Below are 20,111 nucleotides of genomic sequence, written 5' to 3' on the forward strand. Positions count from 1 at the left end.
CAAGCGCGCCCTTCTCAAAGAGCGAAACAGCGATGTCGCGACCCACGCGCGGATGGGAGCAGCGGAATGTTATTGGGGACGGCCGGAGGATGAGGCGCTGCTTCATGAAAACAAAAACCAGCTCGCCGCGCGAATCCTCGGCGGTCGATACATGGGGGTTGCTGCGCTTTTTGCAATGGCAAGTCAAGGGAAAAGCAAAAAGGACACGCCTCTCCCCCCGCTGGGCGGCCGCTGTGGCGCAATCCTGAAAGGAGTTCTTCTGCGCTCGCATGAGGGCTGCAATGGCACAGGTTTGCGACGAGGAGAGAGTGCGGTGGCATTGGCACAGATCGGCGCGCTTGTTCCATCAGCCGAGTCGATGTGCCGCGAGCGCCCTGCGAGGAACCCCGCGAACCCGGGTCGCACCTGCGAATGATCGATATCACAAAATCGAGATCCTATGACGTAGCGTCATAGACTTTGGTTCATGTTGCTGCTTTGATGGCGACCTTATAGCCTTGCTCCAAAGACTTCGCGGAAAGGGTCGCAACCGCATGTCCGACAGCCAGGATTGGGCCGCCCTGATCGTCAGCGGCACTCGCCATCTCCACGACGGCCGGCACGATCTCGCGCTGGCCGATTTCAACCAGGCCATCGCGCACGCGCCCGATGCGGCCGAGGCCTTCTATGGCCGCGCCCTCACTCATCAGCATCGCAAGGCCCTCGATGAGGCCATCACGGATTTTGACAGGGCTCTCGAGCTCGACCCGGCCCATATCGACGCGCTGTTCAAGCGCAGCGCCGTGCACCGCCTGAAGGGCGACTTCGACAAGGCCGCGGCCGATTTCGACCACGCCATCAAGTCTCTCTGGCAGCAGCGCGAGCGAGCCGAGACGGCAGGTCCTGGGACACCAGCCGCGGCCGCGCCGAAAACGGAGAGCATCGAGACAACCGGTATCGGACAAGCGGCATAGAGGCAATTCGATCTCGCCATCGCCGACTTCGACCGCTCCGGCATTGAGGTGTCCGATGATGCCGACGCCCTAGTGGTGAAAACCTGTCGCTTGGTACCCTGTGCGACCTACCGCAAGCGGGAGGTGCTGCGTCGATCAGTCCCGCCGTCGAAATGGGCAAGCAGCGCCAACAGCTGACCTTTCTGCTCTGAAAACGCATTGGACGCGACGCCGCTGCTGTTGGAACCCGCAGGGCGAAATTGCTGACGCGCTGCTGATCCGAGCTCAAGCCTATGCTGAAATTGCGCCGGTCGTCTTGGCACGATGATATGCCAGCGCAGCCAGCGCCAGGTCTCCGACGGCGAGACCTCGGAACACGAAGGCCGTTAGCTCCTGGGCACCCTCGCGGCCTGCAATCTCGCCGCACACCAAGCCCGACAGGTCACCGGCGACCAACGCGGGTGCGACCATGGGCTTGCTCATCTTGGCTTCCTGCTCCAGGTCGTCAATAACGATGCGCTGAAAAGCCCCCATGCCTTCGGGTAGCCAGGGCAGGGCAAGGTCAATGCTGGTGACGAAAGCGCCAGGCTTCAACCACCGCGCATCCAGAAACGGGTCGAGATTCGGCAGGAGAGTCACCGAGGTCACGATGAGGTCTGCGTCGTCGATCGCTTCCCTAGGGGTCTTGCTGGCGATGGCGACCAGGCCACGCGCCTCGGCAGCCCGGCACAGCGCATCCCGATTTTCGCTGCCGCGTCCAAAGGCGTAAATCTGACGCGCGGGAAAGAGGTCGCAGAAGGCGTCCAAATGGCTGCGCGCCTCGACACCGCAGCCAATGAAGCCGATGCTGACTGAGTCCGGCCGCGCCAAGCACTTTGCCGCAACCGCGCTCAGGCCGGCGGTGCGCCGCGCCGTCACCCAATTGCCATCGATAACGGCCAGCGGCAGGCCCGTTTCACTGTCGTGCAATGTGACCAGTGAATTGATCACAGCGATGCCGCGCTCACGGTTGCGCGGGTTCAGGACCAATGACTTCGTGGCCACGACCCCCGGCTCGTCTGCGACCGCAAGGGTCGCCATGATGTAACGCTCATCACCCGGAAGCACGACAACTTTCGGCGCGCACCAGACTTTGCCTCTCCGCTGGCCGAGGATCAGTTGCTCGATACTATCGACGGCCTCGTGCGTCGTTATCCCCAAGCGTTCAAGAATGGACCGGGATAGGTACGGCACGCTTGTGGCTGACCCGGGCTGGTCGCTCGCTCGCAGGTTGCGGTCCACGATCGGCTCCATGCTGCCTGCTCCACTTTTCATCCGGGAAATAGTTGAGGCTATACCTGACAGCATCCCTGGTCCATTGGCGCGCGCTCCCGTGATTGGGTTTCGTTGGGCAGATTTGTTCAAATCAGCCCGGAGGATCGTACCAAGACCATTGCGCTGGCGATCGGTCGGCGAAACGGTGAAGGAAATCCCCGCGCGCATATGCCTGACTCGCATGCGCACCCCACAAAGGGAATCCCTAATCGGCCTCTTATGTCAGATGGAATCCACTAGACGGCAAGCGGCTCGCCGTCGCAAAGCAAACGATAGCGTCGAAGACAGAACAATGAAGGTTTCGCGGCGATCGTTTTGGGATGTGCTTCTCCGTCTCCACAACTGTCATCCCACCTTCATGAACGACGCCTAAGCCTCGCTTGGTTTAGTGACCGCGGGGGATTTTCAAATGACAGATATGACTTCCGGCAAGGGGATGGGACACCCCCTGGAGAAGCCGAGCGCGCTCGGCAATTGGCCAAATATTGTCGTGGTCCTGATCCTGCTCGGCGGGCTCGGCTATATCTGCTACGCGCTTGCCGCCGATCTCACCGGCGCCGTGGCGGTTCCGTGGATCCTGCTTGGCATCGCATTGCTGATCGCCCTGGGCTTCGAGTTCGTCAACGGCTTCCATGATACGGCCAATGCCGTGGCGACGGTGATCTACACCCATTCGCTGCCGGCCGAGGTGGCGGTGATCTGGTCGGGTTTCTTCAACTTCCTCGGCGTTCTCACCGCGAGCGGCGCGGTCGCCTTCGGCATCATCTCGCTGCTGCCGGTGGAACTCATCATGCAGGTCGGCTCGGGGGCCGGCATGGCGATGGTGTTCTCGCTGCTGATCGCCGCGATCCTGTGGAACCTCGGCACCTGGTATTTCGGCCTGCCGGCTTCGAGCTCGCACACCATGGTCGGCTCGATCATCGGCGTCGGCCTCGCCAACCAGTTCCTCGCGCCCGCCGGTTCCGCCACCAGCGGCGTCGACTGGAACCAGGCCAAGAGCATCGGCCTGTCGCTGCTGGTCTCGCCGCTGTTCGGCTTCTTCCTGGCCGGCGGCCTGCTGCTCGTAATGAAGCTGGTCGTCCGCAACAAGGCGCTCTACGAGGCGCCGAAGACCACTGCGCCGCCGCCACTGTGGATCCGCGGCCTGCTGATCCTCACCTGCACGCTGGTCAGCTTCTTCCACGGCTCGAATGACGGGCAGAAGGGCATGGGCCTGATCATGCTGATCCTGATCGGCGTGGTGCCAACCGCCTTCGCCCTCAACCGCACGCCCGACATCAACTACCTCGACACCTACAAGGCGGCCTCCACTGCCGCCGGCACCGCCCTCGGCAACTACATCAAGCCGGGCGTCACCGTCGCTCCGGCCGATGCCAAGGAGAAGGTTGCCCAGGCCGTGCGTACCCGCAACTGGACGGACGAGACCACGCCGGCCTTGAAGACCTTCATCGACCAGACCAATGCCGAGATCTCGCCCTATGGTTCGGCTTCGGCCGTGCCCTCGAACCTCGTCACCAACACCCGCAATGACATGTATCTGATCAGTGAGGCCCTCAAGCTGATCGACAGCAAGAAACTGCTGCCGGTGTCGGATGCCGACCTGACGACGATCAAGGCCTACCACGCCGCCGCCGACCACACGACCAAGTTCATTCCGACCTGGGTGAAGGTCGCCATTGCCCTCGCGCTCGGCCTCGGCACCATGGTGGGCTGGAAGCGCATCGTGATCACCGTCGGCGAAAAGATCGGCAAGACGCATCTGACCTATGGCCAAGGTGCCGCGGCCGAGATCGTCGCCGCCGCCACCATCGGCGCAGCCGACTATATGGGCTTGCCGGTGTCGACCACCCATGTGCTCTCCTCGGGCGTTGCCGGCACCATGGCGGCCAACGGCACGGGGTTGCAGATGTCGACGGTGCGCAACCTGATCATGGCCTGGGTGCTCACGCTCCCCGTCTCGATGGCGCTCTCCTTCATGCTCTTCGTGCTGATGCGCCAGTTCGTCTGAGCGAAGACCGGACCTTGAGGAGAAGGGCGACCCGGGCTGGGCCGCCCTTTTTTCATGGCGTCATGGACCTGCGGAAGGCGACGACCGCATCCCGGGTCGTGACACGCCTGCTCTCTCCGGCAAAGCCGAGCCGGACGGCATCGCCGCCCGCGCTGGGCCTGGCGACAGAGCACGAACTGTGAACCTCGAACGCCGGCACGGCCTCGAGCACCGCGGCGACATTCGCAGGCGCCAAGCCGGAGCCCGGCATGACGCCGATCCGTCCCTGCGCCGCATCGAAGGTCTGTTTGAGCCTTGCCAGCCCAGCCAGGGCGATGAGCGCGCCGCCCGATGTCAGGATGCGCTCGAAACCGAGAGCCACGGCCACCTCCATGGCTTCGGCAATATCGGGCACCAGGTCGAAGGCGCGGTGCAGCGTCATGCCCAGCCCGTCCGCGCGTTCGGCAAGGCGTTCGAGCACGGCGACATCGAGCGCCCCATCCGGCCGGGAGGCGCCGAGTACCACTCCCGCCAGCCCCGCAGCCCGGATGGCATCGATATCGGCCAGCATGGTGCCGACATCGCCCTCCCCGAAGACGAAATCGCCCGGGCGCGGGCGCACCATGGCATAGACAGGGATCGGCAGCGTGGCAGCGAGGCGCATCAGGCCCGGCGTCGGCGTCAGGCCGCCGACCTCCAGCGCCGAGCAGAGCTCGATACGGTCGGCGCCGCCCTCGAAAGCAGCCAGCAGGCTGTCGGCATCGTCAACGCAGACTTCGAGCAAGGGTATGGTCATCTCAAGCGCAAAATGTTTTCGGGTGGGAACCATGGTCCAGAATAACGCATTGGTATCAGCATTTTGCGATCCCTGGCGCTTCAATCTGAAGATGAAACGCGCCTCTCTTCGCTCAGGCCCAGAATGGCCGCCCCGATCAGGCCGGATTCGACCGTCGACTGGGATGGCACCACCAAAGGCGCGTTTGTCTTCCTCAAAATCTGCCGGCGCACCGCCGCATCGATCCGGCCGACGAGACGCGGAACCCGGCCAAGCCCGCCGCCAACCGGAACGATGGAGGCGCCGACGATGTTGACCACCAGCGCCAGAGGCGCCGAGACGAGCTCGACATAGCATTCGATGGTGCGTGCCGCGGCGGTGCTGCCCTGCAGCCAGGCCTCGACGATATCGGCGCTGGAGCGCTCGGCGCCGTGGAGATGCCGGTGCAGCCTTTCCATGCCCCGCGCCCCGCCGACTGTATCGAGACAGCCGGCGAGGCCGCAGCCGCAGGCAAAGCGGGGGATCTCGACAGGCGGGTCGCCCACCAGCGTCGCCGCGATCGGTCCGTGCCCCCATTCCCCGGCATAGCCGCCGGCCCCGGCAACGATCCGGCCGTCGATGACGAGGCCGCCGCCGACCCCGGTGCCCAATATGGCGCCGAAGACGATGCGGTGCCCCCTGCCCGAACCCGCCACCGCCTCGGAGAGCGCGAAGCAATCGGCGTCATTGGCGATGGTGACGGAACAGCCGAGCCGGGCTTCGAGATCGGCGGCCAGCGGCCGGCCGTCGATGCAGGGAATATTGGCGCAGGTGATGATGCCGCTTTCCGGATCGGCGACGCCGGTAATCGAAAGCGCCAGGGCGCTGCGCGCCTCGACGGGGGCTGCCGCTCTGTGGGCCGCGAGGGCTACGGCAAAGGCCTCGAAATCATCGAGCGGTGTCGGCGTCCGCGTCAGGGGGCGAATATCGGCGTTGGAATGGGCGACGGCGCTCTTGATCGCGCTTCCGCCGATGTCGAAACAGAGGATCATCAGGTATGCATGCTTTCCAAACGGGGGCTAGGCGCGATAACGATAAATATGCCTCTTAGCCGGCGCAGGAGGGTGCGCGCGGCGGCATGAGGGGTCAGGGAGAAGACGGCGCCATGCCAACGATTGCCGATGTGGCCAAACTTGCCGGCGTGTCGCGCGCCGTCGCCTCGCGAGCGCTCTCCGCCGACAAACGGCCGGTCTCCCAGGACAAGCGCGAACGCGTGCTCGCCGCCGCCGAGGAGCTCGGCTATCGGGTGAACCTGCTGGCGCAAAGCCTGACCACCAAAACGGTCAACCTCATCGCGGTGGTGGTCAATCACATTCATGACCTCTCCGATCTCGATCTGTTCGACCTGCTCCTCACCGAAATCCAGGCCGCCGGCAAACAGACTGTGCTGATCCGCGTCGGCTCGGAGGAGAAGGTCGGCGAATTCCTGCGCCGGGGCATCGCCTATCACGTCGACGCGGCGCTGGTCTTCTCCGATTTCGCCGACGCCGCCACGGTGCGCCGGATGTTCCGCTCTGACCTCGTTGTCATGCTGAACGGGCGCCACGACCGGCTTTCGCCCGCCGTCATCCCGGACGAGGCCACCGGCATCGGCGAAGCAGTCGCCGATGCCGCGGCGAAGGGCGTGAAACAAGCGAGCCTCGTCACCGGGCGGGCGAGTTCGCAGGTGGAGCAGGCCCGCATCGCCTCCTACCGCGAGGCCTTCGAGAAGCATGGCATCGGCCTCGTCGGGACAGCCCAGGGCGACTACTCCTATCACAGCGGCCACGCCGTGGCGGCTGACCTCACCGGCACGGACTGCCCTCAGGCGATCTTCTGCACCTCTGACGCCATGGCGATGGGCATCCTCGACGCCTGCCGCGGCGATTTCCCCGGCAACCGTCCCTCGCGCTTCCGGCTCTACGGCTTCGACAACCTGTCTTTGCTCGACTTCGACGCCTATCCGATCTCCTCGATCGGCTATGACAAGAAGGCCTATGTTCGCCGGATCCTCGGAATCCTGGCCGAGCCTCCGGTGGGCGAGGACATCACGCCCGTGCTGATTCCCTCACGCTATGTACCGAGGCTGACGGGGTAAGGGGACGAGAGGCGCAACGCGAGCCTCCCCCTTCACCCAACGTGGAACGCCTCGCCCCGCCCTCACCAGATCGGGGTGAGCTTGGGCGGGTTGGCCTTGTCGCCCCACCATTTCTTGTAATTGGCCTCATAGGCGCCGGACTGGATGTAGTCCGAGACGAACATGTCGAGCCAGCGCACGAATTCCGGATCGCCCTTGGCGACGGCGATGCCGATCGGATCGTTGGAATAAAGGCCCGGCAGCGTCACCAAAGACGGGTTCTTGGTGGCGAGATAGTCCAGCAGCGAGGAATCCTCGATCGCCGCATCGACACGCTTCTGCTGGAGCTGCAGCACGCCATCGGGCGCGAACTGGTCGACATAGACGAGATTGGCGTCGGGCACCGCCTTCTTGATGAAGGTCTCGCCGGTGGTGCCGCGGCCGACCACGATCGACTTGCCGGTGAGGTCCTTCAGGTCCTTGATGCCGGAATCGGCCTGGACGATGATGCGCAGGCCGGCGCGATTGTAGGGAATGGAGAAATCGACGGTCTTGGCGCGCTCCAGCGTGGCCGAGGTGTTGGCCACCACGATATCGAGCTGGCCGGAGACCAGCATGGAGATGCGGGCATCGCCCGAGACGTCGGTGAATTCGACCGGCACGCCGAGCTTGGCGGCGAGCATGGTGGCAACGTCGACGTCATAGCCGACCGGGTTGTTCTGGGCGTCGCGGAAGCCGATCGGCTCGCCGCCGAGCGAGACGCCGATGCGCACCGTGCCGCGCGAACGGATATCGTCGAGCATGCCGGCGAACGCCGGAACGGCCAGGGCGACGCTGAGCGCCGCGGCAGCCAGGAAGGTCAGGATGGGTCTCATGGCTAGTTCCCTTTGTTGTCGTTATACGTCTCTTGGCACGTCTCTGCATGATCGGTCAGGCCACGCGAGCCTGCCGAAGCTCGGGTTCCGGCATGGTGTCGTCCCAGAACCAGTATTTGATCTCGCCCGGACAGCGGAAATTCACCACGTCATGGTTGCCTCGGGCATCGACGGCATGCACAACCACGCCGCCGAGAAAGCCGCCTTTCAGTTCGGCGAGCTCCTCCAAGGCGAGATCGACCGCCTCTTCGAGCAGCAGGCCGAATTTCAGGCCGAGCACGATGGTGCGCGCGGTGGCGCAGCGCATGGTCATCTCGCCGGTGTGGGTGCAGGCTGCCCCGCCATAGCGGCTGTCGGCATAGAAGCCGGCGCCCGGAATGGGGGCGTCGCCGAGACGTCCCGGGTATTTCCAGGCCCAGCCGGAGGTGGAAGTGGCGGCGTGGACGCCTCTCGCCGCATCGGCGCTCAGGAAGACGGTAGTGTCGCGCACCCGTTCGGGATCGGTGATCGCGCGCGACAAAGGCGCGAGCGGAATATCGGGAAACTTCCTCAGCTCTTCCGGAGCGAGCTCCTTCTGGAGACGCTCGAACCAGACCCTTTTACTGTCCTCCAGCAGCATATCCTGTGAGGGGAAACCGATTTCATCCGCAAATCGCCGGGCACCGTCCCCCGTCAGCATGACATGCGGCAGCCGTTTCATCACCTCGTGCGCGAGTGCAGCGACATGGAGCGTATCGCGCACGGCGCCGACGGTGCCGACTTCCCGCGTGGTGCCATCCATCACCGCTCCATCACACTCCATCATGCCGAGCATGTTGGGCCAGCCGCCATAGCCGACGCTGCGCACCTTCGGCTCCGCCTCGACCCGGCCGATGCCGGCGACCATGGCGCTGAGACTGTCGGCGCCGGCCCGCAGCATCTCGATCGAGAGGGGAAAACCAGGCCAGGCCTCGGCATTGGCGACGAGCAGCATGAGGATCAGTCTTTCCGCATCTTGGAGAGGAATTGCGCGATGCGCGGATGGTCGCGCCCGGTCTCCGGGCCAAAGAAGGCTTGGGTCGGCAAGTCAACCAGCAGCTTGCCCTGCTCCAGGAAGACGATGCGGTCGGAGATCCGGCGGGCGAACTCCACCTCATGCGTCACGAAGACCATGGTGGTGCCCTCCCGCGCCAGCTTGGCGAGGATGGTGAGCACCTCGGCCGTCATCTCCGGATCGAGCGCGCTGGTCACCTCGTCGAGCAGGAGATAGCGCGGCTGCATGGCGAGCGCCCGGCAGATGCCGACGCGCTGGCGCTGTCCGCCCGAGAGCTGCGCCGGGTAGGAGCCGGCCCAGTTGGCGAGGCCGACGGAGTCGAGCAGCGCCCGCGCCTCGGCTTCCGCCTGCTCCTTCGAGCGCTTCAGCACTTCGATCGGCGCCAGAGTGATGTTTTGCAGCGCCGTCATATGCGGGTAGAGGTTGAAGAGCTGGAAGACGGTGCCCGTGCGCTTGCGGGCCTCGGCGAGATCGCGCGATCTCGAAATGTCGAACTCGTCGATGCCGATACGGCCGCCGTCGAGCCGTTCCAGGCCGTTGATGCAACGGATCAGGGTCGACTTGCCCGAGCCGGAGGAGCCGAGGATCGAGACCACCTCGCCCGGTTTCACTGTCAGATTCACCCCGTCCAGCACTGTGAGGGAACCGAAGACCTTCCTGACATTCTCGACCGTCAGCATGTCAGATGCCCCTCCAGGCGGTGTGGGCACGCAACCTTGCCTCGTAGCGGGCGCCGGCCCAGGCGATCAGCTTGGCGACGAGATAATAGAGCAGGCCGACCACCGTCCACACGATGAAGGGCTTCAGCGTGCGCAGGTTCAGGATGTTGCCGACCTTGGTGAGATCGACAACGCCGATCACCGAGATGAGCGAGGTGACCTGCAACTGATTGACCATCAGGCCGGTCAGCGGACCGATGGCGAAGGCGGCGGCCTGCGGAGCGATGATGTGGCGCAGCACCTGCCAGCGCGTCAGCCCGAAGACGCGGGCGGCTTCCACCTGGTCGCGCCCCACCGCCTCCATGGCCGAGACGGCGATGACATAGATGAAGGCGGCGGTGTTGCCGGTGAGCGTGATCATCGCCGCTTCGACCGGCGTCAGGTTCAGCCGGAAGAAGGCTGGCACGCCGAAGAAGACCAGGAAGAGCTGCACCAGCACGGGCGAGTTCTTGAGGAGCTCGGTGATGAAGGTGACGATCTCAGTCAGCACCGGAAATCGGTAGAAACGGATCACGGCCAGCGCCGTTCCCAGCAGCAAGCCGAGCAGCGTCGTGCTGGCGAAGAGACCGAGCGAGACGCCGAGCCCCTGCGCCAGCAGGACGAGGTCATAGGGCGTGAAGTCGGTGTAGCGCATCAGAGCCGCGCCTCCGCCATGTCCCTGTTCAGCCGGAGATGCAGGCGGCCGATGGCGAGCGAGATCAGATAGGTCAGGCTGGCATAGGCGATGAGGAGGGCGGCATAGACCTCGAAGGGCCGGAACGTATCGGCCGCGACGATCTTGGCCGAGCCCGTCAACTCGTTGAGGGTGATGGTGGAAAGGATCGAGGAGGTGAGCACCAGATTGATAAGGACCGAACCGAGCGGGCGGATCGAGGTGCGCAGGGCAATCGGCAGCACGATGCGCCGCAGGATGGTGGGCCTCGCCAGCCCGCTCACCTCGGCCGCCTCGATGATCCCCGGCTCGATGGCCAGGATGCCGGAGCGGATGACGTCGGAGGCGAAGGCGCCGCCGGCGATGGAGAGCGAGATCACGCCGGTGATGAAGGCGTTGAGATAAAGCCCGAGTTCCGGCAGGCCGTAATAGAAGAAGAAAAGCTGGACGATGAAAGGGATATTGCGAAAGAGGTCGACATAGATAGCAGCGGCCCTGCGCAACCAAGCGAGGGCGGAGGTCCGGGCGATCGCCACCAGCGCCCCCGTGATCAGGCTGCCGAGCAGCGCCAATGCGCACGCCTCGACCGTCAGCACGGCTCCCTTGGCCAGGAAGCCGAGATGCGGGACGAGGATGGACAGGTCGAAGCGCATAGGCTGCCCTGATGAAACCGGTTTCAGTGTGTGATGATGACGAGATTATGTCAAGGACGGGATGATGGCGGGCGGCGGACGCAACCAGGGATCGATGCGCCGTCCTCCACTATCATGCAAATGCCGCCGCGATGAAATCGATGAACAGGCGGATGCGTGGCGGCAAGGGCTTGCCGGGCAGGAAGGTGGCGAAGAGATCGATGGTGTCGCACCAGAAGGGCGCAAGGCATTCCACCAGGCGGCCGGCGGCCAAGTCCTCCTCGACATCCCACAGCGCCTCCAGCGACAGTCCCTTGCCGGCCAGCACCCAGCCATGCAGCACGTCGCCGCTGGTGGAGGAGAGCGTGCCCGAGACCTTGATCATGCGCTCCTCGCCCTCGACGCGAAAGCGCCATTCGTCCAGCAGGCGGTGACGGCGGGCAAGACGCAGGCAATCATGGCGAGTGAGGTCATCGGGCCTCTCGGGCGTGCCGCGAGCGGCAAGATAGGCCGGCGAGGCGCAGACGACGCGGCGCACGGTGGCGATGCGGCGGGCGATCAGCGAGGGATCGGCAGGGCGGCCGAAGCGCAAGGCCACGTCGAGCCCCTCCTCGCCCACTTCGATGCCGGCATCCGAGAGCAGCAGGTGGACTTCGAGACCGGGATGAAGAGCGGCGAAGTCGGCCAGCAGCGGCGCGATGCGGCGGCGGCCGAGTTCCATCGGCGCGCCGACCTTGAGGAGGCCACGCGCAATGTCGCCGCGCGTGGTCACCTCGGCCTCGGCATCGCGCAAGTCGGCCAGCAGGCCCTGCCCGCGCGCATAATAGAGCGTGCCTTCGTCGGTAAGGCGGAAGCGCCGGGCGCTGCGTTCGGCGAGGCGCACGCCAAGACGCGTCTCCAGCGCCGCCAGACGCCGGCTGACGGCGGGTGGCGAGGAGCCGAGCGCCAGCGCAGCCGCGGAGATGCCGCCCGCATCGACGATGGCGCCGAAGAGTTCAAGGTCGTCGAAACGGCTCATACTGCCATGCTTCCGATATTCGGAAACATAATATCCACTTCTGGGTATTTCCGCCATTGTCGCGAGGGGCTACTTCTAAATTGCGCAATCATTGAGGAAAGTGATCCATGAACGCCCTGCAGATCCGGCAATTCGGTGCCCCGGAGACCCTGGAGCTGGTGACGCGTGCAGAGCCGGCGCTTGGCCCGGGCATGGCTCTGGTGCGCGTCGAAGCCGCTTCCATCAATCCGAGCGATGTCAAGAATGTCGCCGGCGCCATGAAGCAGACCACCCTGCCCCGCATTCCCGGCCGCGACTATGCCGGCGTGGTCGAGCAGGGCCCGGCCGAATGGGTCGGTGCCGAGGTCTGGGGCTCGGGCGGCGATGCCGGCTTCACGCGCGACGGCACCCATGCCAGCCATATCGAGGTGCCGGTTGCGAGCCTGCGCCGCAAGCCGGAAAGGCTCGGCTTCGCCGAGGCGGCCTCGGTCGGCGTCAATTTCATCACCGCCTGGAGCGGTATCGTCGAGGCCGCACAGGTGAAAGCGGGCGAGACGCTGCTGATCATCGGTGCGGGTGGCGGTGTCGGTGGCGCCGCGGCCCAGATCGCCCATCACCTCGGCGCCCGCATCATCGGGGCCGATCGCCACGCGCCGCGCCCGGACGCACCGATCCACCGGCTCGCCGCGCACCAGGTCATCGGGGCCGAGGACCTGCCGGCGGCGGTGCGAGCCACTACCGGCGGCAATGGAGCGGACGCGGTGTTCGACACAGTGGGCGGCGTGACGTTCCGCACCGCCCTCGGCTGCCTGGCCTTGCGCGGGCGCCTCATCGAGATCAGCGCCACCGGCCAGCGCGAGGTCACCTTCAATCTCGCCGATTTCTATCACAATGAAAGCCGGCTCCTCGGAGTCGACTCGCTGAAGCGCGACCTCACCGCCTCGGCCCGCATCCTGGAAGCGCTGGCACCGGGCTTCGAGGCCGGCGTCTACCGGCCCGCGCCGATCGCCGAGACGGTGAGCCTCAGGCAAGCACGGGAGGGCTATCGCAAGGTCGCCGACGGCATCGCCGGCCGCGTCGTCATCACCCCGAATGCGGGAGATGCGGCATGACCGGCTTCCTGGTTTCCCTCGCCATGGGCCTTGCCGTCGGCATCGCCTATGGCCTGACCGGCATCCGCTCGCCCGCCCCGCCGATCATCGGGCTGGTCGGCCTGCTCGGCATGGTCGTCGGCGAGCAGGCCGTGGTGATGGCGAAGATGCATTTCTTCCCGACGGCGACACAGCAATCGCAGCAAGAAAGCGGCCAGCGTTCGAAGGGCTGAAGCACGCCCGCAAAAGCAACGGCCGCAGAAGCGGCCGTTTTCGTCTCACCCACCGTGTGCGCTCAGCGCGCCGCTTCCCAGCCCTTGTAGCTGGCAACGTTCTCGTTGGTGATCAACACGGGGTCGAGCAGGATGACATTGTTCTCCGGCTTCTTGCCGTCGAGCGCAGCGGCGCCGAGTTCGAGCGAATGGCCGGCCATGGCATAGGGATCCTGCGAGGCGGAAGCCTTGATCAGGGAGGTGCCCGATTTCAATTCAGCCTCGATATCCGGTGCGCCATCCACCGAAGTGATGATGAATTCGCTGCGGTTGAGCTGCTTGGCGGCGAGCGAGACGCCGATAGCCGTCGGGTCGTTGATGGCGAAGATGCCGTCCACCTTCGGGAAGCGCGTCAGCAGGCTCTGGCCGACGGCGAGACCGCCATCGCGCGAGCCCTTGGCATCCTGGTCATCGGACAGGACCTTGATGCCGGGGTTCTTGGCGAAGACCGCTTCGCAGCCCTTGACGCGGTCGGTCACCGAGGAGACCTGCGGGCCGTTGACGATCAGCACGCTGCCCTGCCCCTTGAGGTGGTCGACGATGTACTGGCAGGAGAGCGTGCCGGCCTTGACATTGTCGGTCATCACGGTGACGTCGGCGCCCGACGCAGCCACGTCGAAGGCGGCGACCATGATACCGGCGGCCTGCGCCTTCTTCACGGCGGGCAGGATCGCCTGGGGATCGACGGCATTGAGCATGAGCACGTTCACGCCGGCGGCGATGAAGTTGTCGATCTGGGTGAACTGCTTATTGAGGTCATAGTCGGAGGAGACCGAGGTCACTTCGACATTGGAATTGATGCCCTTGGCCTTGTCGGTGATGCCCTTGATGGTGGCGACGAAGAAGGGGTTGCCGAGCGAACCAACGGATATGCCGACCTTCTTCAAGCTTTGGGCGGAAGCGGTACCCGTAGCCAACGCAAGGGCAAGACCTGCCAGCACCGTACCGGCAAAGACGCGCGAAAATTTCATGAAGTTCTCCTGTGGCTTTCGTCCCGTGTAGCGGATGCTTTGCTCCGCCTTGGCCTGTTGGTGTCCGCGCCTGCCAGCGGCGCGGCGCCCATAATGGCGCATTAATCTGACAAATCAACATGCCTGCATTGCAAGCTGGAAGCCGGCGACATCCGCCTGTTCGGGGCGAGCAGCTTTCTCTTGAAAAGCGGAGCGCGGCCGGATTCAACCCCCTCCTCGCTGCGGAGGAGCCTGGGCTTGATGGTCGCGGAACCCGGCTTGAAGGTCAACAGCACGCGCTTCTTCTTGGTACGCCGGTGCTCTCCCGCCGCCCCCTCACTTCACCTCATATTCCACCCGGCGGTCGAAGGCGTAGAGGTCGTCCTGGCTGTATTTCGAGCGGTCGTCGGCGGCGAAGGGCTCGCTCTCGCCATGGCCCTCGATGCGGATGGCAACCGTCAGGCCGCGATGGCGCAGGGCGTCGGCAACGGTCTGGGCCCGGTCATAGGAGAGCTGCAGATTATGCTGATGGCTGCCGCGCTCGTCGGTGTGGCCGACCAGCACGAGGCTGGCCACCGTCTGCGTCTTCAGGAAGTTGTAGAGATCGTCCACCGCCTTGTCGCCGTCGGGCGTCAGCTCGGCCTGGTCGGTGTCGAAGCGGATCGGCACCGGCACGGCCACGGCGGTGAAGTTGCGGAAGGTCGGCACCATCACGCCCGCGGGCTCGCCGCGGAAGCCGCGCGAGGCGATATAGCTCGGCGCGAGCGACTTGGCCTGATAGGCGCGCTTGGCGAGATATTCCTCGATCTCGCGCGAGGGCGGCTTGGGCACCTGCTTGACGTCGCGGATCTCGTTTATCGCGGACTCATAGGCTTCCACGGCGGCGGGATAGTCCCTGGCCTCGTATTTCACGTCGCCGAGCGCCATGGAGACCTGCCAGGGCCTGGCGATCGCCGCGGCGCCGAGCACGAACTCGGTGCTGTAGCTGCCGTCGGGCTGTTCGCCCGCCAGCATATAGGCGAGCGCCATCGAGCGGCGGGCCTTGTTGACATAGGAGCTGTCGCAGCTCGTGTCCTTGGCGATCGTATCGGCCAGCCCCGGCAGCGCCGTGATATTGCCGGCGCTGATGGCAGCCTTCACCTGGGCATCGAGGCCGGCACAATCGGCAAAGGCCGGCAGGGCGGCGGCCACCATGAGGCCGGCGGCGACCAGCAGGCGGGAACAGAAAAGGCGCATCAGGGGTACTCCGTCACGGTGCCGGCCGAAACTTTCATTTCGCCGGAACCAGTATGAAATCGTCGGGCGGCAGGGAGCCATAGACAAAGGGCTGCTGCCGGTTCCCGGTTTCGCTGAGGACATCCCGCGTCACCAGGCGGAAGACCTTGTTGATTTCGACGCCCGGCTCGACGATCCGTTTCGAGATGGATGCGGCAAACACACTGTTGGCGCCGTCGCCATCCTCGGCCGTGGTACCTTCCTTGGCCGAATAGACCACCATCGTGGCGTCCATCGGCTCGACGCGCGACAGGCCGCGCGTCACCGCCCGCTTCGCCACGGTGAGCTTCATCTGCTGGGCGAAGGGATTGTTGCGGCAGGCATCGAGGATGACCAGCTTCAACTGGCGAGCGCCACTGACGGCGGAAAGCACGCGGTCGAGCGACAGCGTCTCGTCCGGCACGTCGCGATCCGTCTCCAGCGTGGCGTCGATGGGAATGAGATAGTTTGTGCCGTCCAGTTCCATGCCATGGCCGGCGTAGTAGATCATGGCCCAGTCCGAATTATCGGCTTTGCGCGAGAAGGCGCGCAGGGCGCTCACCATGGCGGCACGATCGAGATCCAATGCCACGGTGACATCGACGCCGGCCTGGCGCAGGGCGTCGCCCACCAGTTGCGCATCGCTGGCCGGGTTGGGCAGATGCGCCACGGCGCGATAGCCGGAATTGCCGATCACCAGCGCCACGCGGCGGAGCATTGGCTGGGCAATCGCATTCGGTTCCGAGGATTTCGGCCCCGCTGCTCCGGCGGCCGTGGCAGCTTCCTTCGACGCACCGCTATCGGCCGAAGGCTTGGAGCCATCCGCGCTGGCCGGCGGCTGTGCGCCGATTGCGTCCGCCAGCCCGCTCTTCGCGTCGGCATCATCGGGCGCGAGCGCCAGGGCGCTGCGATAATCGGCGATGGCCTTTTCGATCTCGCCCTTCTTGCGATAGGCGTTCGCCCGCGCCGTGAAGCCTGCAACGCCGTTCGGCTGCAGCGCGATGACCTTGTCCAGGTCGGCGACAGCGCTGTTGTAGTCGCCCTGGTCGGTGAAGGTCGTGCCACGATTGTAATAGGCGTCGGCATCCTTGGGATCGAGCCCGATCGCGCTGGTGTAATCGGCGATGGCCCGATCGAAATCACCCTTGCTGTAATAGGCATTGCCGCGGCTGTTGTAGGCGCCGGCATCGGCCTTGACCGTCAGCGCCTTGTCGTAGTCGGCGATTGCCAGGTCGAAATCACCCTTCTTCTTGTGGGCGAGGCCGCGATTGAACAGGGTGTCAAAATCGGAGGGCGTCAGTTCGAGGGCCTTGTCGTAATCGGCGATCGCCTCGTCGAGCTGGTTGTTGTTCTGATAGGTCAGTCCCCGGAAAAAGAAGTTGTCGGCGTCGCTCGAATCGATGGCGATCGCCTTGGTGAAATCGGCGATGGCCTGCTCGGGATTGTCGTGCTTGCGGTAGATATTGCCGCGATTGTAATAGGCATTGCCGTAGTCGGGATTGAGCTCGATGGCCTTGTCGTAATCCTTGATGGCAAGATCGATCTGGTCGTTGTTCTGGTAGGCCATCGCCCGATAGAAGAAATAGTCGGGATCCGTAGCCTTGATCGAGATCGCCTTGGTGATATCGGCGATCGCCCGGTCGGGCATGTTTTTCTTCCGATAGACATTGCCGCGATTGTAGTAGGCAAGGTCGTAGTCCGACTTGAGTTCGATCGCCCTGTCGCAATCGGCGATCGCCTCGTCATATTTCCCGGTCTTGCTGTAGGCGGAACAGCGGTTGTTGTAGGCAGAGGTATAGCTCGGATCGAGGGTGATGGCCTGGCTGTAATCCTGGATGGCGAGGTCGGACTTGCCCTTGTTGGCGTAGGAGATCGCCCTGTTGTAGAAGGCCTTCACCCGCCCCGCCTTGCTCGTGCTCTTCTTGGCGATGACGCGGCCGCACGCCGGGATGGCAAGATCGTCATTGCTGCCCGCGCAAACGGAGGCGTCATCCGCCCAGGCCGGCTGGGACGCGGCGAAAGCAGACACGAAGATCAGCGTAAGCCAAAGTCCGCGCATCTGCCCTCTCCTTTTCCCCGAATTATGCCACCCCTTCGCCCGCCCCTCAACGCACCGGGATGACGATCGCCGTGGAAGCCACGGATTGCCTCGCGGCATCCGGAGCGCCGGGAGCGACCTTCTGGCCGGTGGCCTGGGCGATCTTGGCGAACTGGGCCTGCTTCTTGCTGTCGACATCGAGGCCCGAGGCTTGCTGACGGTCCTCATTGGCCTCGACGATGATCTGGCGGGTCAGCCCCTGGTCGAAATTGGGGATGGAAGCAAAGCTGTTGTTCACCGGATCGACCTGGAAGCCGGCAATGCCGCGGGTCGAGCCGCCGATGCGGCAGACCGCCACCACCTTCTCCTGCCCGATATCGGCCAGGCGGAAGCGGAACTTGCTGCCCGGACCGCCCAGCACGACCTCCTGGCCGGCTGCCACGGCATTGTCGGCCTGGAACTTGTTGGGGAAGATGATGGTGCCCGTACCGGCCTTGTCGACATTGACGACGAAGAGGTTGCAGTCACGGGTCGCCGTGATGCGCAGCACCGCCGCGTCGTTCTGGCGGTACTCGCTCTTGTCGGAGATGAGCTGCAGGTCGAAGGAACCGCCCGAGGTAGGCTTGAACACCGGCGGGGCCACGGCCTGGGCACCGGCGAGGTTCGAGGTGTCGAGCAAGCGGTCCTCCGTGGCACCCTCCACGAATTTCGAGAACAGGTTCTCGAACTGGTCGCGCGGCACGATGCCCTGGTCGAGGCGGCGCATCAGGGCGATCGCCTCCGGGCCGGCATCGATGAAGTGCTCCTTGAACTCCTCGGGCGTGTAGCCGTATTCGGCGGCGGCGCGGCGCAGCGAGAGATCGTCTTCATAGCGCTTGAACAGGGCGTTGGTCATTTCCACGCCGGCGAGCTTGAGCGTTGGATCGAGGCCGGCTCGCTTCATCGCCGCATTGAAGCGCTGGAAGTCGTCTTCGATGATGCCGTCCATCTTGGCGTTATCCGGATAGAGGGCGGCAACCGTGTCGCGATCATCCTTGGAGAAGGAATGATCGGCGATGACGGCCTTGCGCACCTCGTCCTTGGCCTTGCGCATGCCCTGGTCGTGGCAGCCCATGCAGGAGATGCCGTCGGTCACCGCCAGGTCGCGGCGCGAGGGGTCGCGCACGATCTGGGTCGGGCCCTTGTCGAGGCGGGTGCCGTCGGACTTGTTCAGGTAATAGCCCTGGAAGCCGTTGGGCAGGGAGAAGATGCTCTCGCCGCCGTCATGGTGGAAGCCGTTCGGGCCGCCCGGGCCGAGCGGGTGCAGGAAGAGGCTCTGGATGCCCTTCGAGCCCGAGAAGTCATAGGACGTCCAGAAATAGCCGGTGGTGATCGGATGGCGCTCGATCAGCCGGTTGTTCTGCGACACGCCCGACTTCTGGAAGCCGGCGCGCTGGGCCACGAACTTGCTGATATCGCTGGCCATGTCGATGCCGAGCTTGTCGGTCAGGCCCGGGAAATTGGTCGGCAGCTGCAGCAACGTATCATAGAGCGGCGGTTGTGATGCCGTGAAGGCGAACCAGTCGCCCCGCACATAGGGCAGCATCGCGCCGGTCTGCTGGGTGATGAAGTCGAACGCCTTGACATCCGGCTTGCTGCCATAGGGGTAGGCGGCCAGCACCGTATTCCAGTCGCTCTCTTCCCAGCCCATGTCCTGCAGGTTCACGGCCACGATCGTCTGTTCGGGATCGATGGTGGTGAGCTTGATCACGTCCGAGCGGCGGGCAAGGCCGTTGAGCAGCTTCACCAGGCCCTGGCGATAGACATTCATCGCCTCGTCGGTGGCGCAGGAATTGTAGAGATTGGTCAGCGTGAAGTAGCGCATGCCACGCACGCGGCTGTCGTCCTGCTTCTGCAGGTCGGCCGTGATGTCGGCGATGATGTCGGCCGAGGTCACGAATTTGCGGCCCGAGCAGGCAGCAGCCTCCTGGTCGCCCGTCGACTTGATCCAGGTGCGCAACGTTTCGATATCGGCCTGGGTGACCTCAGGCTTGGTGGTATCGAACTCGTAGTTCACATCATACGGCATTTCCTTATTGATGATCTGCTGGAAGATCTTCGAGCCTTCCGGATTGCCGGCCTGGATCAGATGCGGGTCGGCCGCGATCTCGTCGAGATGCAGGATGTTGCCGAAATTTTTGGCGGGCTTTTCGCGCGCGGTCAGCATGCCGGCCTGGTGGCAGCGCGAGCAGTGCTTCTCGATCACGTCGAAGGCGGCCTTGGCGATCGGATCGGTCGGCATCTTGATATCGGCGGGAATCGTGACGGCGGCCGGGGTCGGTTCCGGCGCGGCGGGAGCCGGTGCAGGAGCGGCTACGGGTTCGGGGGCTGGCGCGGCGGGAGCTGGGGCCGGAGCCGCCGCAGGCGTGGGAGCTGGAGCCGGCGCTGGCGTTGGAGCCGGCGCAGCCACAGGCGCCGGTGCAGCGGGGACGGGAGCGGGAGCCGGCGCAGGAGCC

At 64.8% G+C, this 20,111-nt stretch carries 19 protein-coding genes; 6 read left to right on the plus strand and 13 right to left on the minus strand.

Features of this window, described 5'->3' with window-relative positions:
* The first annotated feature begins 104 nt into the window (after positions 1-104).
* Positions 105-248 (plus strand): hypothetical protein, encoded by a 144-nt coding sequence (locus QQL24_RS32960; RefSeq protein WP_284316558.1) that lies wholly within the window; start codon positions 105-107, stop codon positions 246-248.
* A 285-nt stretch (positions 249-533) separates the two neighbouring features.
* The gene (locus QQL24_RS32965) at positions 534-953 is read left to right on the plus strand and encodes a tetratricopeptide repeat protein (RefSeq protein WP_284316559.1); all 420 of its coding nucleotides are present in this window, start codon (positions 534-536) and stop codon (positions 951-953) included.
* Positions 954-1,223: 270 nt separating this feature from the next.
* Here the strand turns inward: QQL24_RS32965 and QQL24_RS32970 are convergent, their stop codons facing one another.
* Complete coding sequence (locus QQL24_RS32970) at positions 1,224-2,225, minus strand: ornithine cyclodeaminase family protein (protein WP_284316560.1); 1,002 nt, start codon at positions 2,223-2,225, stop codon at positions 1,224-1,226.
* Positions 2,226-2,655: 430 nt separating this feature from the next.
* Here QQL24_RS32970 and QQL24_RS32975 point away from each other — a divergent pair, with 430 nt between their 5' ends.
* Positions 2,656-4,254, plus strand: coding sequence for an inorganic phosphate transporter (locus QQL24_RS32975; RefSeq protein WP_431310795.1), 1,599 nt, complete (start codon positions 2,656-2,658; stop codon positions 4,252-4,254).
* Positions 4,255-4,306: 52 nt separating this feature from the next.
* On the opposite strand, the gene QQL24_RS32980 is transcribed toward QQL24_RS32975, so the two are convergent.
* Both QQL24_RS32980 and QQL24_RS32985 read right to left on the minus strand, forming a co-directional pair.
* Positions 4,307-5,029 (minus strand): copper homeostasis protein CutC, encoded by a 723-nt coding sequence (locus tag QQL24_RS32980; protein ID WP_284316561.1) that lies wholly within the window; start codon positions 5,027-5,029, stop codon positions 4,307-4,309.
* An 80-nt stretch (positions 5,030-5,109) separates the two neighbouring features.
* On the minus strand, positions 5,110-6,039 hold the full coding sequence (locus QQL24_RS32985; protein ID WP_284316562.1) for an ROK family protein: 930 nt from the start codon (positions 6,037-6,039) through the stop codon (positions 5,110-5,112).
* A 113-nt stretch (positions 6,040-6,152) separates the two neighbouring features.
* Here QQL24_RS32985 and QQL24_RS32990 point away from each other — a divergent pair, with 113 nt between their 5' ends.
* Complete coding sequence (locus QQL24_RS32990) at positions 6,153-7,124, plus strand: LacI family DNA-binding transcriptional regulator (RefSeq protein ID WP_284316563.1); 972 nt, start codon at positions 6,153-6,155, stop codon at positions 7,122-7,124.
* A gap of 62 nt (positions 7,125-7,186) precedes the next feature.
* Here QQL24_RS32990 and QQL24_RS32995 read toward each other — a convergent pair whose 3' ends face one another.
* The 6 genes from QQL24_RS32995 to QQL24_RS33020 all read right to left on the minus strand — a co-directional run bounded on the left by QQL24_RS32995 (position 7,187) and on the right by QQL24_RS33020 (position 12,032).
* On the minus strand, positions 7,187-7,978 hold the full coding sequence (locus tag QQL24_RS32995; RefSeq protein WP_284316564.1) for a transporter substrate-binding domain-containing protein: 792 nt from the start codon (positions 7,976-7,978) through the stop codon (positions 7,187-7,189).
* Between the two features lie 55 nt (positions 7,979-8,033).
* Positions 8,034-8,951 (minus strand): isoaspartyl peptidase/L-asparaginase, encoded by a 918-nt coding sequence (locus QQL24_RS33000; protein ID WP_284316565.1) that lies wholly within the window; start codon positions 8,949-8,951, stop codon positions 8,034-8,036.
* Positions 8,952-8,956: 5 nt separating this feature from the next.
* Positions 8,957-9,691: an amino acid ABC transporter ATP-binding protein gene (locus QQL24_RS33005; protein WP_284316566.1), complete on the minus strand. Its 735-nt coding sequence runs from the start codon at positions 9,689-9,691 to the stop codon at positions 8,957-8,959.
* 1 nt (position 9,692) lies between these two features.
* A complete protein-coding gene (locus QQL24_RS33010) occupies positions 9,693-10,364 on the minus strand; it encodes an amino acid ABC transporter permease (protein WP_284316567.1) in 672 nt (223 codons plus the stop codon).
* Positions 10,364-11,035 (minus strand): amino acid ABC transporter permease, encoded by a 672-nt coding sequence (locus QQL24_RS33015; protein ID WP_284316568.1) that lies wholly within the window; start codon positions 11,033-11,035, stop codon positions 10,364-10,366. The genes QQL24_RS33010 and QQL24_RS33015 overlap by 1 nt, the downstream gene beginning before the upstream one ends.
* Positions 11,036-11,147: 112 nt before the next feature.
* Entirely contained in the window at positions 11,148-12,032 is an 885-nt protein-coding gene (locus tag QQL24_RS33020; RefSeq protein ID WP_284316569.1) for a LysR family transcriptional regulator, read from the minus strand.
* Positions 12,033-12,139: 107 nt separating this feature from the next.
* On the opposite strand from QQL24_RS33020, the gene QQL24_RS33025 reads away from it, so the two are divergent.
* Together QQL24_RS33025 and QQL24_RS33030 are read left to right on the plus strand one after the other, a co-directional pair.
* Positions 12,140-13,123 (plus strand): quinone oxidoreductase family protein, encoded by a 984-nt coding sequence (locus QQL24_RS33025; RefSeq protein ID WP_284316570.1) that lies wholly within the window; start codon positions 12,140-12,142, stop codon positions 13,121-13,123.
* Positions 13,120-13,335, plus strand: coding sequence for a DUF1427 family protein (locus QQL24_RS33030; RefSeq protein WP_284316571.1), 216 nt, complete (start codon positions 13,120-13,122; stop codon positions 13,333-13,335). Before QQL24_RS33025 ends, QQL24_RS33030 begins: the two co-directional genes overlap by 4 nt.
* A gap of 62 nt (positions 13,336-13,397) precedes the next feature.
* Here QQL24_RS33030 and QQL24_RS33035 read toward each other — a convergent pair whose 3' ends face one another.
* From QQL24_RS33035 to QQL24_RS33050, 4 genes are all read right to left on the minus strand, one after another.
* Positions 13,398-14,345, minus strand: coding sequence for an ABC transporter substrate-binding protein (locus QQL24_RS33035; RefSeq protein ID WP_284316572.1), 948 nt, complete (start codon positions 14,343-14,345; stop codon positions 13,398-13,400).
* A 315-nt stretch (positions 14,346-14,660) separates the two neighbouring features.
* Positions 14,661-15,560 carry an OmpA family protein gene (locus QQL24_RS33040; protein WP_284316573.1) on the minus strand — a complete coding sequence of 300 codons (900 nt, stop codon included), beginning with the start codon at positions 15,558-15,560 and terminating at the stop codon, positions 14,661-14,663.
* A gap of 34 nt (positions 15,561-15,594) precedes the next feature.
* A complete protein-coding gene (locus QQL24_RS33045; RefSeq protein ID WP_284316574.1) occupies positions 15,595-17,637 on the minus strand; it encodes a tetratricopeptide repeat protein in 2,043 nt (680 codons plus the stop codon).
* 46 nt (positions 17,638-17,683) lie between these two features.
* The coding region (locus QQL24_RS33050) for a DUF4384 domain-containing protein (RefSeq protein ID WP_284316575.1) at positions 17,684-20,111 on the minus strand (2,428 nt) is incomplete at its 5' end.

Origin of the sequence: Labrys miyagiensis, assembly GCF_030160835.1 — a bacterium.
Classification (GTDB): domain Bacteria; phylum Pseudomonadota; class Alphaproteobacteria; order Rhizobiales; family Labraceae; genus Labrys; species Labrys miyagiensis.

Excerpts from the sequence above, each read along its gene's own strand:
- QQL24_RS33045 (WP_284316574.1), bottom strand. The coding sequence starts at position 17,637 with ATGCGCGGACTTTGGCTTACGCTGATCTTCGTGTCTGCTTTCGCCGCG.
- QQL24_RS32990 (WP_284316563.1), top strand. The coding sequence starts at position 6,153 with ATGCCAACGATTGCCGATGTGGCCAAACTTGCCGGCGTGTCGCGCGCC.
- QQL24_RS32960 (WP_284316558.1), top strand. The coding sequence starts at position 105 with ATGAAAACAAAAACCAGCTCGCCGCGCGAATCCTCGGCGGTCGATACA.
- QQL24_RS33040 (WP_284316573.1), bottom strand. The coding sequence starts at position 15,560 with ATGCGCCTTTTCTGTTCCCGCCTGCTGGTCGCCGCCGGCCTCATGGTG.
- QQL24_RS33020 (WP_284316569.1), bottom strand. The coding sequence starts at position 12,032 with ATGAGCCGTTTCGACGACCTTGAACTCTTCGGCGCCATCGTCGATGCG.
- QQL24_RS32970 (WP_284316560.1), bottom strand. The coding sequence starts at position 2,225 with ATGGAGCCGATCGTGGACCGCAACCTGCGAGCGAGCGACCAGCCCGGG.
- QQL24_RS33000 (WP_284316565.1), bottom strand. The coding sequence starts at position 8,951 with ATGCTGCTCGTCGCCAATGCCGAGGCCTGGCCTGGTTTTCCCCTCTCG.
- QQL24_RS33025 (WP_284316570.1), top strand. The coding sequence starts at position 12,140 with ATGAACGCCCTGCAGATCCGGCAATTCGGTGCCCCGGAGACCCTGGAG.
- QQL24_RS32965 (WP_284316559.1), top strand. The coding sequence starts at position 534 with ATGTCCGACAGCCAGGATTGGGCCGCCCTGATCGTCAGCGGCACTCGC.
- QQL24_RS32995 (WP_284316564.1), bottom strand. The coding sequence starts at position 7,978 with ATGAGACCCATCCTGACCTTCCTGGCTGCCGCGGCGCTCAGCGTCGCC.
- QQL24_RS33005 (WP_284316566.1), bottom strand. The coding sequence starts at position 9,691 with ATGCTGACGGTCGAGAATGTCAGGAAGGTCTTCGGTTCCCTCACAGTG.
- QQL24_RS33035 (WP_284316572.1), bottom strand. The coding sequence starts at position 14,345 with ATGAAATTTTCGCGCGTCTTTGCCGGTACGGTGCTGGCAGGTCTTGCC.
- QQL24_RS33030 (WP_284316571.1), top strand. The coding sequence starts at position 13,120 with ATGACCGGCTTCCTGGTTTCCCTCGCCATGGGCCTTGCCGTCGGCATC.
- QQL24_RS32980 (WP_284316561.1), bottom strand. The coding sequence starts at position 5,029 with ATGACCATACCCTTGCTCGAAGTCTGCGTTGACGATGCCGACAGCCTG.
- QQL24_RS33015 (WP_284316568.1), bottom strand. The coding sequence starts at position 11,035 with ATGCGCTTCGACCTGTCCATCCTCGTCCCGCATCTCGGCTTCCTGGCC.
- QQL24_RS32985 (WP_284316562.1), bottom strand. The coding sequence starts at position 6,039 with ATGATCCTCTGTTTCGACATCGGCGGAAGCGCGATCAAGAGCGCCGTC.
- QQL24_RS32975 (WP_431310795.1), top strand. The coding sequence starts at position 2,656 with ATGACAGATATGACTTCCGGCAAGGGGATGGGACACCCCCTGGAGAAG.
- QQL24_RS33010 (WP_284316567.1), bottom strand. The coding sequence starts at position 10,364 with ATGCGCTACACCGACTTCACGCCCTATGACCTCGTCCTGCTGGCGCAG.